Here is a 13963-nt window from a genome sequence, read left to right as displayed (position 1 = left end):
AAGGGCCCGGCCACCTGGACGGTGACCGGGCCCTGCTTCCCGTAGGAACTACTTCTTGGCGTCCGCCCATGCCCGCTGGACGGAAAGGTCCTGCTTGACCTCGGCCAGCTGGACCGCGACCGCCGACGGCGCGGTGCCGCCGCGGCCGTCGCGCGAGGCCAGCGCGCCCGGGACGGTGAGGACCGTGCGGACCTCGGGCGTCAGATGGGCGGAGATCTTCGCGAACTGCTCGTCCGTGAGCTCGTCGAGCTCCTTGCCCTCGGACTCGGCGACCTTGACACACTCCCCCGCGACCTCGTGCGCGACACGGAACGGCACGCCCTGCTTGACCAGCCACTCGGCGATGTCGGTGGCGAGCGAGAACCCGGCGGGCGCCAGCTCTTCGAGGCGCTCCCTGTGCACGGTGAGTGTGGCCATCATGCCCGTGAACGCGGGCAGCAGGATCTCCAGCTGGTCGCAGGAGTCGAAGACCGGCTCCTTGTCCTCCTGGAGATCGCGGTTGTACGCGAGCGGCAGCGCCTTCAGCGTCGCCATGAGCCCGGTCAGATTGCCGATCAGCCGGCCGGACTTGCCCCGCGCCAGCTCGGCGATGTCCGGGTTCTTCTTCTGCGGCATGATCGACGAGCCGGTGGAGAACGCGTCGTGCAGCGTGACGAAGGAGAACTCCTTCGTGTTCCAGATGATGACCTCTTCGGCGATCCGCGAGAGGTTCACACCGATCATCGCGGTGATGAAGGCGAACTCGGCGACGAAGTCACGGGACGCCGTGCCGTCGATGGAGTTGCCGACGCTGCCGTGCTCGAAGCCCAGGTCCTTCGCGACCGCCTCCGGGTCGAGACCCAGACTGCTGCCGGCCAGCGCACCCGAGCCGTACGGCGAGACGGCCGTGCGCTCGTCCCACTGCCGCAGCCGCTCGGCGTCCCGGGACAAGGACTGCACATGCGCCAGTACGTGATGGGCGAAGAGCACCGGCTGGGCGTGCTGAAGGTGGGTACGGCCCGGCATCGCGACGTCCGGGTGCGCCTCGGCGAGACCGACGAGCGCGTCCTGGAGGTCGGCGATCAGGCCGCCGATGATCCGGGCGTGGTCGCGCAGATACATCCGGAAGAGCGTGGCCACCTGGTCGTTACGGGACCGGCCCGCGCGCAGCTTGCCGCCGAGGTCGGGGCCCAGCCGCTCGAGCAGACCCCGCTCCAGGGCGGTGTGCACGTCCTCGTCGGCGATGGTGGCGGTGAACTCGCCGCTCGCGACGTCCTGTTCGAGCTGGTCGAGCCCGCCGGTCATGCGCGCGAGCTCGTCGGCCGTGAGCAGCCCCGCCTTGTGCAGTACGCGGGCGTGGGCACGCGAACCGGCGATGTCGTACGGCGCGAGACGCATGTCGAAGTGGACGGACGCGGACAGCTTCGCCAGCGCCTCGGCGGGACCGTCGGCGAAGCGGCCGCCCCAGAGGCGGAGGTTGTCGGCGGGGGTGCTCACTGCGGGGTGCTCCTCAGGAGGGTGGTTGTACGGTCGCCTCCCCGCCACAGGACGGGGAGGCGACTGACGTTACGTGCGGCGGGCGCCGGTCAGTCGGTGCCGAACTCCATCGCGGCCCGGTCCAGGGCCTCGTCGTCGCCCGCGGACTCGCCGCGCGAGGCGATCGCCTGGGCGCCACCCTCGGGCATGGTGCCGATCAGACCGGTGGCGGCCGCCGACTCCACACCGAGGATGCCAAGGCTCGCGTACTGCTCGAGCTTGGCACGCGAGTCGGCGATGTCGAGGTTCCGCATGGTGAGCTGGCCGATCCGGTCGACCGGGCCGAACGCGGAGTCCTCGGTGCGCTCCATGGAGAGCTTGTCCGGGTGGTAGCTGAAGGCCGGCCCCTGGGTGTCGAGGATCGAGTAGTCCTCGCCGCGCCGCAGCCGCAGCGTGACCTCGCCGGTGACGGCCGCGCCTACCCAGCGCTGGATCGACTCACGGACCATCAGCGCCTGCGGGTCCAGCCAGCGGCCCTCGTACATGAGACGGCCGAGCCGTCGGCCCTCGTTGTGGTACTGGGCGAGGGTGTCCTCGTTGTGGATGGCGTTGACGAGGCGCTCGTAGGCGGCGTGAAGGAGGGCCATGCCGGGGGCCTCGTAGATACCGCGGCTCTTGGCCTCGATGATCCGGTTCTCGATCTGGTCCGACATGCCCAGGCCGTGCCGGCCGCCGATGGCGTTGGCCTCCATCACCAGGTCGACGGCGGAGGCGAACTCCTTGCCGTTGATGGTGACGGGCCGGCCCTGGGCGAAGCCGATGGTGACGTCCTCGGTGGGGATCTCGACCGACGGGTCCCAGAACTTCACGCCCATGATGGGGTTCACGGTCTCGACGCCCGCGTCGAGGTGCTCGAGGAGCTTGGCCTCGTGGGTGGCGCCCCAGATGTTGGCGTCGGTGGAGTACGCCTTCTCGGCGGAGTCCCGGTAGGGCAGTCCGTGGGCGACCAGCCACTCGGACATCTCCTGGCGGCCGCCGAGCTCGGCGACGAAATCGGCGTCCAGCCAGGGCTTGTAGATCCGCAGGTTGGGGTTGGCGAGCAGGCCGTAGCGGTAGAACCGCTCGATGTCGTTGCCCTTGTACGTCGAGCCGTCGCCCCAGATCTGGACGTCGTCCTCGAGCATCGCCTTGACCAGCATGGTGCCGGTGACCGCGCGGCCGAGCGGCGTGGTGTTGAAGTACGCGCGGCCGCCGGAGCGGATGTGGAACGCGCCGCAGGTCAGTGCGGCCAGGCCCTCCTCGACGAGCGCGGCGCGGCAGTCCACCGCACGCGCGATCTCCGCGCCGTAGTTCTTCGCGCGGCCCGGCACCGAGGCGATGTCGGGCTCGTCGTACTGGCCGATGTCGGCGGTGTACGTGCACGGAACGGCGCCCTTGTCGCGCATCCACGCGACCGCGACGGAGGTGTCGAGACCACCGGAGAAGGCGATGCCGACGCGCTCGCCGGCCGGAAGGGAAGTGAGGACCTTGGACATAGGAAGAGTATGCATGACTCCGCATGATCATGCAACCGTGGGCTGGTTCGGGCACCCGAAGTCCTCACAGGGGACGAGGACCAGGGACGAGGGTCAGGTCGTCGAAGATCTGGCTACGGAGGCGGAGCGGGCCGCTCAGCGATCGTTCTGGGCGAGCCGCAGCATGTGATCGGCCAGGGCCTGGCCGCCGGCCGGGTCGCGGCTGATCAGCATCACGGTGTCGTCGCCCGCGATGGTGCCGAGGATGACGTGGAGTTCGGCCTGGTCGATCGCGGAGGCGAGGAACTGGGCGGCGCCGGGGGGCGTGCGCAGGACCACGAGGTTGGCGGACGCCTCGGCGGAGATGAGGAGTTCACCCGCGATGCGCTTCAAGCGCTCCTCCTTCGCCGACTCCCCCAACGGCGCCTGCGGCGTACGGAACCCGCCCTCGCTCGGCACCGCGTAGATCAGCTCACCACCGGTGTTGCGGATCTTCACGGCCCCGAGCTCGTCGAGGTCCCGCGAGAGCGTCGCCTGCGTGACGTGCAGCCCGTCGTCCGCGAGCAGCTTCGCCAGCTGGCTCTGCGAGCGCACCGGCAGCCGGTTGAGGATGTCCACGATCCGGCGGTGCCGTGCGGTGCGCGTCTGCGGTACGGACGGGCTGCCCTGCTCGTTCTCCTGCGCCTGGCTCATCGTCGTCGTCTCATTCCGCGTCACTCACTCCCCGTCGGCCGGCCGGCCGCGAGCGCCTGGTCGAGGATGCCGGGCAGTGCCTGGAGGAACGATTCCACCTCGGCGTCGCCGATGGTGAGCGCCGGCATCAGGCGGACCACATCGGGGGCGGGTGCGTTCACCAGGATCCCGGCGTCCTGAGCCGCCTGCTGCACCAGGGGCGCGAGCGGCTCGGTGAGCACCATACCCAGCAGCAGGCCCGCACCCCGGACATGGCCGACGAGCGGATGTCCGGAATTCTCGATTCCGTCGATGAGCTTGGCGCTCTTCGCCTTGACGTTGTCGAGCAGCCCTTCGGCCTCGATCGCCTCCAGTACGGCGAGTCCCGCGGCGCACGCGATCGGGTTGCCACCGAAGGTCGTGCCGTGCTGACCGGGCTGCAACAGGTCGGCCGCTGCGCCGAACGCGACCGTCGCGCCCAGCGGAAGCCCGCCGCCGAGCCCCTTGGCGAGCGTGACCACATCGGGCTCGACGCCTTCGTGCGCGAGGTACTCGAACCACTGCCCGGTCCGCCCGATCCCGGTCTGCACCTCATCGAGCACGAGCAGGGTCCCGGTGGCCCGGGTGATCTCGCGCGCGGCCTTGAGGTAGCCGGCCGGCGGCACGACCACACCGTTCTCGCCCTGGATCGGCTCGATCATCACGAAGGCCGTCTCGGTCGTCACCGCCGCACGCAGCGCCTCGACATCCCCGTACGGGACATGCGTGACGTCACCGGGCAGCGGCGCGAACGGCGCCTGCTTGGCGGGCTGTCCGGTGAGCGCGAGAGCGCCCATGGTCCGCCCGTGGAAGCCGCCGTCGGTCGCGACCATGTGGGTGCGCCCGGTGAGGCGGCCGAGCTTGAAGGCCGCCTCATTGGCCTCCGTACCGGAGTTGCAGAAGAACACCCGGCCCTCGCGGCCGAAGCAGCGCAGCAGGTGCTCGGCGAGGGCGACGGTCGGTTCGGCGATGAAGAAGTTGGAGATCTGGCCGAGGGTCGCGACCTGGTCGCTGACCGCGCGGACGACCGCCGGGTGGGCGTGGCCGAGCGCGTTCACGGCGATACCGCCGACGAAGTCGAGGTACTCGGTGCCGTCGGCGTCCCAGACCTTGAGGCCCTCACCGCGGGCGAGCGTCATACGCGGGGCGCCGTAGTTGTTCATCATCGCGCCTTGCCAGCGCCCGGCGAATGCGGCGTTGCTCATGCTGCTTCCCCCTCGGGATCGGCATCCGGCACGACCATCGTGCCGATGCCTTCATCGGTGAAGATCTCCAGAAGGATGGAGTGCGGTACGCGACCGTCGATCACACGGGCGGTGTGCACCCCGTTGCGTACGGCGTGCAGGCAGCCCTCCATCTTGGGCACCATGCCGCTCGCCAACTCCGGGAGCAGCTTCTCCAGTTCGGTGGCGGTGAGTTTGCTGATGACCTCGTCGGAGTTCGGCCAGTCCTCGTAGAGGCCCTCGACGTCGGTCAGGACCATCAGGGTTTCGGCATCCAGCGCAGCAGCGAGTGCCGCAGCCGCCGTATCAGCATTGACGTTGTAGACATGTCCGTCGTCCTGGGAGCGGGCGATCGAGGAGACGACCGGGATCCGGCCGTCGGCGAGCAGGGCTTCGATGGCGCCGGTGTCGATCTCGGTGATCTCGCCGACGCGCCCGATGTCGACCAACTCGCCGTCCACGCGCGGCTGGTGCTTGGTCGCGGTCATGGTGTGCGCGTCCTCGCCGGTGAGACCGATGGCGAGCGGGCCGTGCTGGTTGAGCAGCCCGACCAGCTCGCGCTGGACCTGACCGGCGAGGACCATCCGTACGACGTCCATCGCGTCCTCGGTCGTGACCCTGAGGCCCGCCTTGAACTCGCTGACGATGCCGTGCCGGTCGAGCGCCTTGCTGATCTGCGGGCCGCCGCCGTGCACGACCACGGGCTTGAGGCCCGCGTGGTGCAGGAAGACGACGTCCTGCGCGAAGGCGGACTTCAGCTCCTCGTCGACCATGGCGTTGCCGCCGAACTTGATGACGACGGTCTTGCCCTGGTGCCGCGTGAGCCAGGGCAGCGCCTCGATGAGGATCTGCGCCTTGGGCAGGGCGGTGTGCTTACGGGTCGTACTCACCTGTGGCTTCTCACTCATGAGCTGTACGCGCTGTTCTCGTGCACGTAATCGGCGGTCAGGTCGTTGGTCCAGATCGTGGCGGTCTCGGCGCCGGCGGCGAGGTCGGCGACGATGTGCACCTCGCGGTAGCGCATGTCGACGAGCTCACGGTCCTCGCCGACGCCGCCGTTCTTGCAGACCCAGACGCCGTTGATGGCGACGTTCAGCTGGTTCGGATCGAACGCGGCCTTGGTCGTGCCGATCGCGGAGAGCACCCGGCCCCAGTTGGGGTCCTCGCCGTGGATCGCGCACTTGAGGAGGTTGTTGCGGGCGATGGAGCGGCCGACCTCGACGGCGTCGTCCTCGCTCGCGGCGCCCACGACCTCGACCTTGATGTCCTTGCTGGCGCCCTCGGCGTCGCGGATCAGCTGCTGCCCGAGGTCGTCGCAGACCTCGCGCACGGCGGCGGCGAACTCCGCGTATTCCGGGGTGACTTCACTCGCCCCGGAGGCGAGAAGCAGCACCGTGTCATTGGTCGACATGCAGCCATCCGAATCGACCCGGTCGAAGGTCAGCCGGGTCGCGTCCCGCAGCGCCTTGTCCAGTACGTCACTGTCGAGCGCCGCGTCCGTCGTGAGCACCACGAGCATGGTGGCGAGCCCGGGCGCGAGCATGCCGGCGCCCTTCGCCATCCCGCCGACGGTCCAGCCGCCCTTGCTCACCACGGCCGTCTTGTGCACCGAGTCCGTGGTCTTGATGGCGATGGCGGCCTTCTCGCCGCCGTGCTCGGACAGCTGGGCCGCGACCTGCTCGACGCCCGGAAGCAGCTTGTCCATCGGCAGCGTCACGCCGATGAGCCCCGTCGAGCAGACGACCACCTCTCCGGCGTTGTGCCCTTCGAGGACCTCGGCCACCTTCTCGGCGGTGGCGTGCGTGTCCTGGAAGCCCTGCGGTCCCGTACAGGCGTTGGCGCCACCGGAGTTGAGGACGACCGCGGACACCACACCGCCCTTGAGCACCTGCTCGGACCACAGGACCGGGGCGGCCTTGACGCGGTTGGAGGTGAAGACGCCGGCGGCGGCCTGGCGGGGGCCGCGGTTGACGACGAGCGCGAGGTCGGGGTTCCCGTTCTCCTTGATCCCGGCGGCGATACCCGCGGCCTGGAATCCCTTGGCTGCCGTCACACTCACGGCGCGACTCCGATCGTAGAAAGCCCGGTGGTCTCGTCGAGACCCAGAGCGATGTTCATGGACTGAACGGCACCGCCCGCGGTGCCCTTGGTGAGGTTGTCGATCGCGCTGATCACGACGATGCGCTGCGCGCTCTCGTCGTACGCGACCTGGATCTGCACGGCGTTGGACCCGTACACGGAGGCGGTGGCGGGCCACTGCCCCTCCGGCAGCACGTGCACGAACGGCTCGTCCGCATAGGCCTTCTCGTACGCGGCCCGCACGGACTCGGCGCTCACGCCCGGCTTCGCCTTCACGTTGCAGGTGGCGAGGATGCCGCGGGCCATCGGGGCGAGGGTCGGCGTGAAGGACACGGTGACCTTCTCGCCGGCCGCCGCGCTGAGGTTCTGGATCATCTCGGGCGTGTGCCGGTGCCCGCCGCCCACACCGTACGGAGACATGGACCCCATCACCTCGGAGCCCAGCAGATGCGGCTTGAGCGCCTTGCCGGCGCCGGAGGTGCCGGTCGCGGCGACGATCACCGCGTCGTTCTCGGCGAGACCGTGCACGTACGCGGGGACGAGGGCGAGCGAGACGGCGGTCGGGTAGCAGCCGGGAACGGCGATCCGCTTGCTGCCCTTGAGCGCATCCCGCGCCCCGGGCAGCTCGGGCAGCCCGTAGGGCCAGGTCCCGGCGTGCGGGGAGCCGTAGAACTTCTCCCACTCCCCCGCGTCCTTCAACCGGAAGTCGGCTCCCATGTCGACGACGAGGGTGGCATCGCCCAACTGCTCGGCGACAGCCGCGGATTGCCCGTGCGGCAACGCGAGAAACACCACGTCATGCCCGGCGAGCACCTCGGCGGTGGTCGGCTCGAGCACACGGTCGGCGAGCGGCAGCAGATGCGGCTGCAGCGCACCGAGGCGCTGGCCGGCGTTGGAGTTCCCGGTCAGCGCGCCGACCTCGACACCGGGATGCGCCAGCAGCAGACGCAGCAGCTCCCCGCCCGCGTATCCACTCGCTCCTGCCACTGCGGCCCGTACCACCATGGTTGCCTGCCTCCCTCTTGATGGCATGACTATACGTGACACCGTACTGTTATGCAAAGGCATATCGCTGCCCGCCGGTCTTCTGCCGGGGCGGGCGTCCACCCCGGCGCTCGGCCGCAACCTCGCCGCGGCCTGCGCTCCCTGCGAAATGGTTTGCGCGCACGGACGTGTGCGGACGACCCTGGCCGCATGCTGCACGACCTTTCGCCGTCCACGCTGACCTGGGACGAAGTGGATCCCGCGGGCCACCCTTTCGACGTGGAGGGCGCCGAGAAGGTGGTGCGCTCACTGGGGCCGGCCCGCGCGGTGCCGAGTCGGCCGGACGTGTCGTACGGCGATCCGGGCTGGGAGACCTGGGCACACGAGGTGTCCTCGAGCTGGGCCGACGCCATGTCGTACGCCCTGATCGAGTACTACGGTCCCTGGGCATCCGGCTGGCGCTGGGCCCGGGACGAGGGCGACTTCGACGGTGGACCGGTCGACAGCTGGTGCTGTCCGCATGACTCGATGACCACGCCCGAGGAGACCCTGGCCAAGGTCGTGGCCTCGCTGCGCGAGTGGCGGGCCTGGCTCGAGGAGCTCGCGGCCTGCTTCGAGGCCCACCCCTTGGATCAGCTCACGGTGGCAGACGATCCGCTCCTGTGGGAAATGGGCGCACGCCGTCTGATTCTCAAGGTGTCGGACCGGACAGGCTGCGGAAGCGGCTGGTACGGCCACTGCCGGCAGGTGCTCACCTGGTTCCTGAGCCGATGGGATGTCACGCCCGACGTGGCCGAGGACTTGGTGCGCCAAGCCGTGGGCGGACGGTTCAACAGCTGGTTCGAGCCGGATCCGGCGGTGGTGGCTGATGTGGCGGACCGTCTGGCGTCCTCCCTGTCCGCGGCGCGGAGCACCGAACCGTCAAAGCAGGAACCTCAGGGACCTGACCGGATCCCCCAGTGGCTGGCGCTGCGCGATGCGGCGCCTTGGCATGAATGCCCGCAGGCCGACGCGGCACAACCGACACCTCCGCCCCGCGACGGTGCCGTCGAGGACATACGGACCTTCGACGCAGGCATCTCACCGGCCCGAGCCGAAGGCCTGCTCGCAGCACTGCAGTTGGTGCGCACGGACGCCGCGTTGGGCCGGCCTCTGAGTTTCGAACTGCTTCGCACCTGGCAGCAACAAGTCCTCGGCACACCGGAACCACCAGGCTTTCGCACCGCCTCCGCCTATGCGAAGCGGGGCCGCGAACGCTACGGCCTGGCTCCGGACACCCGGGCCCGCTTCGACGCCTGCCCGTCCGATGCCTTCGAGCCCGGACTTCCCCTCACGGCTCGCGCGGCACGTGCGTACTTGGACGTGTGCTACTTCCACCCGTTCGCAGACGGCAACGCCCGCGCGGCCTTCCTCGCTCTGGTCTACGTCCTGGCCCGCGCGGACATCACGCTCGGCAACGTCCGGCTGCTGCGGCGGGTGACCTTCCAGGTCGACAGCCCCGAGGATCCACTCGTCCTCGCCCGGTACATCGACGTACACCTCCGCGATAACCGGCGTACCGCTCACGACAGTTGAGCGGCACGCACCACCTCGCGCAGCAGCGACTGCGGCAGTGCCGGATTCGCCGCCGCTGCCTCGGCCACCCGCTCGTCGGGATGGTCGAGCAGATCCGCGAGGGCGGACGGCGCCAGCGCCGGATGGCCGGCGGCGAGCACGCGGGCCTGTACGTCCGTCAGGCAGATCCGCAGCGCAGGATCCGTCGCGTTCGGATGGCGGGCGATTTCGCGGAGCGCCTTGCGTACAGGAGCGGCCTTGTTCGCCAGCTCCTCGAGGAGGGACGAGGGCGCGGCCTGGTTCGCCGCCACCTTCGCGTACACCCGGGCGCCGTGCCGGCGGGCCATCGACCGCAGTTGGGACTCGTCCAGTCCTGGATGCGGCGCGACGGACTTGATCACTTTGGCGTCCGGGTCCGCGGCGAGCGCGTCCCGCACGGCCGGGGGCAGATCACGCCGCTCGGCCACGAACATGCGCAGAACCGGGTTCCGCCAGCGGGCCAGGTGGTCTGTTTCGGCTTCGGTGGCCGCGGCGATCCGCGGAAGCAGGCCGGAACCGATCCTGGTGGTGGTCGTCAGGCGCTCGAGGAGGTCGAGCGGAATCCGGGGATTGCGGGCGACACTTCGACGCACGAAGTCGACCTCGTCCTCGGCGAGCCGGCGCAGCAGGCCGTCGGAGATGGCGGGGTTCTTCGCGACCGCGTCCCGGATCCCCGGCACCGGGTGCCCTGCCAGCAGCTCGTACGTCTCCGACGGCAGATCCGTCCGTGCCGTCAGGCCCCAACCCGGCCACACCTCATCGTGGTTGACCTGCGGCACGACGGCCTCGACGGGTGTGGACGGGTTGAGCAGGGCCGCGTACCGGACGGCGCCCGCGTCGTAGTGCGCCTCGGCGCACCGCTCGCACTCCTCCAGCGGAGGGAACCCCTCCCCTGTGACCAGCGCGGCAAGGATCGCGGGGCTCGTCGCCTCGTTGCACGCGACGGCGCGGCGGACCATCGTGTGCGGGTGCTCCGCGAGGCGCGCCGTGACCTCGGCCGTGGCCCACAGGGCTAGCTCGGCGACCACCCGTTCGTCCGCGTCCGACGTGAGGACGTCCACGACGTCGCCCGGCAGCCCGGGACACTCCGCGAGCCTCGCGCGGTGTTCGACCATCGCGCTCCGCACCAGGACACGCGCGAACTCCGGCCCGCCCCGGCCCTCTTCGAGCAGCGCGAGGGCCGCATCCGGCCGTGCCACCGGATCGATGTCGGCTGCCGCCAGATGCCCCAGGCGCGCGAGCAGCGGGGCGCACTCCGGAACCCGGTCCCCCAGCACCAACGCCTGCGCGCGGCTCAGATCCGGGCGGCACGCCAACTCCTCCGCGATCTCCGGGTCGGCGAGCGAGATGAGCCTCTCGACCAGGTCGGCCGGCAAGGCCGGGTTGGCCGCGGCCCCGAGCAACTGAGGGTTCACGGCAAGGATGGTGCCCCAGGTGCCGCGCCCGGCGCTCGTCAATTTCCCAGGGGACCGACGGCTACGGTCGTGCCATGGATCTGCCGGTGATGGTGCGCAGCAAGGCCCTGAGCCTGGGCAAGCGGGGCCGGCAGTGGCTCGACTCGCTCCCCTCCCTTGTACGGGACATCGAGCGCGAGTGGGCGATCAGCGTCGGGGAACCGCTGCCGGGCGGCACGGCGGCGTATGTGGCGCGGGCCCGCACCTCGGCGGGCGAGAACGTGGTCCTCAAACTCGCCGCGCCCGACGACGCCTTCGCGGGGCAGACCCGCACGCTGCGGCTCGCGCGGGGGCAGGGCTATGTGCTGCTGATCCGGCACGACGCGGATCGCCATGCCCTGCTGCTCGAAGCGCTCGGGGAGCCGCTGGAGCAACTACCTTCCCCAGAGCAGCAGTTGGACGTACTCGCCGAACTTCTGCAGCAGGGCTGGAGCGTGCCGCGCCCGCCCGTCACCGGCCCCTTCGAGAACAAGGCGCATGGCCTCTACGAGTTGGTGGACCGCTTGTGGCACGAGCTGGGGCGGCCCTGTCCCGAGGCTGTGGTGGCCCAGGCCCTCATCTACGCGGAGAAGCGTGCTCTCTTCGGGCCCGAGGACTGTGTGCTGGTCCACGGGGATCCGCATCCGGGCAATGCCCTGCGGGTGCGTGCCGAGCGGCCGGGGGCCGAGACGGGGTACGTATTCGTCGACCCGGAGGGCTTTCTCGCCCCGGCCTCGTACGACCTGGGCGTCGTGCTCAGGGAGTGGTGCACGGAACTGCTCGCCGCCGAGGACCCGGTGCGGCTGGCCCGCGGATACTGCGCACGGTTGGCCGGCGCCGCGGGCGAGGACGAGACGGCCGTGTGGGAGTGGGGGTATCTGGAGCGAGTGTCGACCGGGCTGTACTGCATCGCCCACGGGGCGCCCGAGGTGGGCCGCCCGTTCCTGGAGACGGCCGCGCTGCTCCTACGGGAGGGCTGATCCGGATCGAGCGCTGCGCCGGAGCGGTCGACCCCTGATCGCCTACGCGAACCCCTGATCCTCACCTCGAACGAGAGCGCCGGCCGTCGCAGGGACGGCCAGCGCTCTCGGCGGCTCGGCGGCTCAGCGGTCCTGGGCGTCGGCCTCGGCCTTGGCTGCCTTCTTCTCCTTGAGGCGTACGGTCTCCTCGCGGACCTTCGCCTGCGTGGCGCGCTCCTGGCGCAGCCACTCGGGCATCTCCTCGCGGAGCGCATCGATCTGCTCGGTCGTGAGCGCCTCGGTCACGCCACCGCGGGCGAGACCGGCGATGGAGACGCCGAGCTTGGCGGCTACGACGGGGCGCGGGTGCGGGCCGTTCTTGCGGAGGTCGGCGAGCCACTGGGGCGGCTCGGCCTGCAGAGCGTTGAGCTCGGCGCGCGAGACGACGCCCTCCTGGAACTCCGCGGGGGTGGCCGGAAGGTACACGCCCAGCTTCTTCGCCGCGGTCGCGGGCTTCATGGTCTGGGTGTTCTGGTGCTGGGTCATGGCATCAAGGGTAGCGATCACGGGCGGTCCGGCCGACCACGAGGGCGCTCAGCCCTGCGTCCCGGCGGGTAATCTGGCGAGGTGACAGGCGCTGCAGAACCCCCGGTGACAGGCTCGGACGACCCGGCGGAGTTCCGGCTCGCCTACGTTCCGGGCGCCACGCCCGCCAAGTGGGTGCGGATCTGGCGTGAACGGCTGCCCTCCATCCCGCTGACGCTGGTCGCGGTCGAACCCGCCGAGGCCGCCGAGCTGGTGGAGTCGGGCGGCGTGGAGGCCGGGCTGCTGCGGATGCCGGTGGACAAGACGCGGTTCAACGCGATCCCGCTGTACGCGGAGACGACCGTGGCCGTCGTCCCCAAGGACCACCTGGTCACGGCCGCCGACGAGGTGACGCTCGCGGATCTGGCCGACGAGATCGTGCTGCACCCGCTCGACGACACCCTCGGCTGGACCGAGCTGCCGGGAAAGCCCGCGCTGGAGCGGCCGGCCACCACCGCCGATGCCGTCGAGCTGGTGGCTGCGGGCATCGGCGTGCTGATCGCACCGCAGTCGCTCGCGCGGCTGCACCACCGCAAGGACCTCACGTACCGGCCGCTGACCGATGCGCCCGAGTCGCGGATGGGTCTGGTGTGGCCGCAAGGGGACACCTCGGACCTGGTCGAGCAGTTCATCGGGATCGTCCGGGGCCGCACGGTGAACAGTTCGCGGGGGCAGTCTCCGGCGGAGGTCGAGGCGGCTCGCGGACGGAAGAAGCAGGCCAAGGACGGCAAGGGGCGCGGCGCCGCGAAGGGCACGTCGGCCAAGGCCGGGCCCCGGGGTGGCGCGGGGAAGGGCGGAGCGCGTTCATCCGGGTCCGCGTCCGGAGCACGCCGAGGCAAGCCGAAGCGTCGGGGATAGCCGTACGCCCCGGGCTAGCCGCACGCCCCGGCGACACCACGCGAGCCGGCTGTGCCGGCTCGCGGAGTCCGGTGTGACGTCCCGTCCAGTCCGAGAGGCCACCGGACTGCGCTGGGCGCGTGCGGTGTCGTCGTGGGGTCGGTGCCGGTCCGGGGTACCTGCCATACGGGCAATGGCGCCGTTCCCGCGAAGGGTTGCCGTGGCCGTCGGGGGTGCCCGTATGACAGGCACCCCTCCCCGTCCCCTTCCGCCGGTTCCGCGGCTGCGGGCCGGTGGGGGTTCCGTCCTGCAATTACGGGTGGGTGGGGTTCCGTCTCGCAGGCGCGCGGCTGCGCGCCGGTGGGGGTGCGCGACGACACGTCCGCGCTTCCCGGGTCCCGTTCCGTTGTCGCGCGACTGCGGGGCGGTGGGGTGCGCGGCACGTCCGCGCTCTCCGGGTCCCCTTCCGCCGTCATGCGGCTGCGCGCCGGTGGCCTCTTCCGCGTCACGCCGAACTCTGCGGGCCGGCGGCCTCGTGGGCGTCACACCGCCTCACACCGCACTCTGCCCGGGGTCCGGGGACCGGGACC

12 protein-coding genes are annotated in these 13963 nt (G+C 70.7%); 3 read left to right on the top strand and 9 right to left on the bottom strand.

The features are described from left to right. Nucleotides 1-48: 48 nt before the first annotated feature. The 7 genes from argH to argC form a co-directional block, all read right to left on the bottom strand. On the bottom strand, nt 49-1476 hold the full coding sequence (argH, locus tag G6045_RS14970) for an argininosuccinate lyase (protein ID WP_165332429.1): 1428 nt from the start codon (nt 1474-1476) through the stop codon (nt 49-51). Nucleotides 1477-1565: 89 nt separating this feature from the next. Beyond that, a complete protein-coding gene (gene argG, locus G6045_RS14965) occupies nt 1566-2990 on the bottom strand; it encodes an argininosuccinate synthase (RefSeq protein WP_165332428.1) in 1425 nt (474 codons plus the stop codon). A gap of 135 nt (nt 2991-3125) precedes the next feature. Beyond that, nucleotides 3126-3662 (bottom strand): arginine repressor, encoded by a 537-nt coding sequence (locus G6045_RS14960; RefSeq protein WP_165332427.1) that lies wholly within the window; start codon nt 3660-3662, stop codon nt 3126-3128. 20 nt (nt 3663-3682) lie between these two features. Then, nucleotides 3683-4885 (bottom strand): acetylornithine transaminase, encoded by a 1203-nt coding sequence (locus G6045_RS14955; protein ID WP_165332426.1) that lies wholly within the window; start codon nt 4883-4885, stop codon nt 3683-3685. Continuing rightward, on the bottom strand, nt 4882-5793 hold the full coding sequence (argB, locus tag G6045_RS14950) for an acetylglutamate kinase (RefSeq protein ID WP_165332425.1): 912 nt from the start codon (nt 5791-5793) through the stop codon (nt 4882-4884). Before argB ends, G6045_RS14955 begins: the two co-directional genes overlap by 4 nt. A 14-nt stretch (nt 5794-5807) precedes the next feature. Then, nucleotides 5808-6962, bottom strand: a complete 1155-nt coding sequence (gene argJ, locus G6045_RS14945) for a bifunctional glutamate N-acetyltransferase/amino-acid acetyltransferase ArgJ (RefSeq protein WP_165332424.1) — start codon at nt 6960-6962, stop codon at nt 5808-5810. Next, nucleotides 6959-7987: an N-acetyl-gamma-glutamyl-phosphate reductase gene (gene argC / locus G6045_RS14940; protein WP_165332423.1), complete on the bottom strand. Its 1029-nt coding sequence runs from the start codon at nt 7985-7987 to the stop codon at nt 6959-6961. Before argC ends, argJ begins: the two co-directional genes overlap by 4 nt. Before the next feature lie 189 nt (nt 7988-8176). Here argC and G6045_RS14935 point away from each other — a divergent pair, with 189 nt between their 5' ends. Next, nucleotides 8177-9541 carry a Fic family protein gene (locus G6045_RS14935; RefSeq protein ID WP_165332422.1) on the top strand — a complete coding sequence of 455 codons (1365 nt, stop codon included), beginning with the start codon at nt 8177-8179 and terminating at the stop codon, nt 9539-9541. On the opposite strand, the gene G6045_RS14930 is transcribed toward G6045_RS14935, so the two are convergent. Continuing rightward, nucleotides 9529-10974, bottom strand: coding sequence for a hypothetical protein (locus G6045_RS14930; RefSeq protein WP_165332421.1), 1446 nt, complete (start codon nt 10972-10974; stop codon nt 9529-9531). The genes G6045_RS14935 and G6045_RS14930 overlap by 13 nt on opposite strands. A gap of 74 nt (nt 10975-11048) precedes the next feature. Here G6045_RS14930 and G6045_RS14925 point away from each other — a divergent pair, with 74 nt between their 5' ends. Beyond that, nucleotides 11049-11972 carry an aminoglycoside phosphotransferase family protein gene (locus tag G6045_RS14925; protein WP_165332420.1) on the top strand — a complete coding sequence of 308 codons (924 nt, stop codon included), beginning with the start codon at nt 11049-11051 and terminating at the stop codon, nt 11970-11972. A gap of 123 nt (nt 11973-12095) precedes the next feature. Here G6045_RS14925 and G6045_RS14920 read toward each other — a convergent pair whose 3' ends face one another. After that, a complete protein-coding gene (locus G6045_RS14920; protein ID WP_206343748.1) occupies nt 12096-12497 on the bottom strand; it encodes a DUF5997 family protein in 402 nt (133 codons plus the stop codon). Nucleotides 12498-12602: 105 nt separating this feature from the next. Here G6045_RS14920 and G6045_RS14915 point away from each other — a divergent pair, with 105 nt between their 5' ends. Continuing rightward, nucleotides 12603-13394: a LysR family transcriptional regulator substrate-binding protein gene (locus G6045_RS14915; RefSeq protein WP_165332450.1), complete on the top strand. Its 792-nt coding sequence runs from the start codon at nt 12603-12605 to the stop codon at nt 13392-13394. Nucleotides 13395-13963 lie beyond the last annotated feature (569 nt).

This window comes from Streptomyces mesophilus, from assembly GCF_011044995.1.
Classification (GTDB): Bacteria; Actinomycetota; Actinomycetes; order Streptomycetales; family Streptomycetaceae; genus Streptomyces; species Streptomyces mesophilus.
The sequence above is the reverse complement of the archived record's forward strand: the minus strand, read 5'-3'. Positions and strand labels throughout refer to the sequence as shown.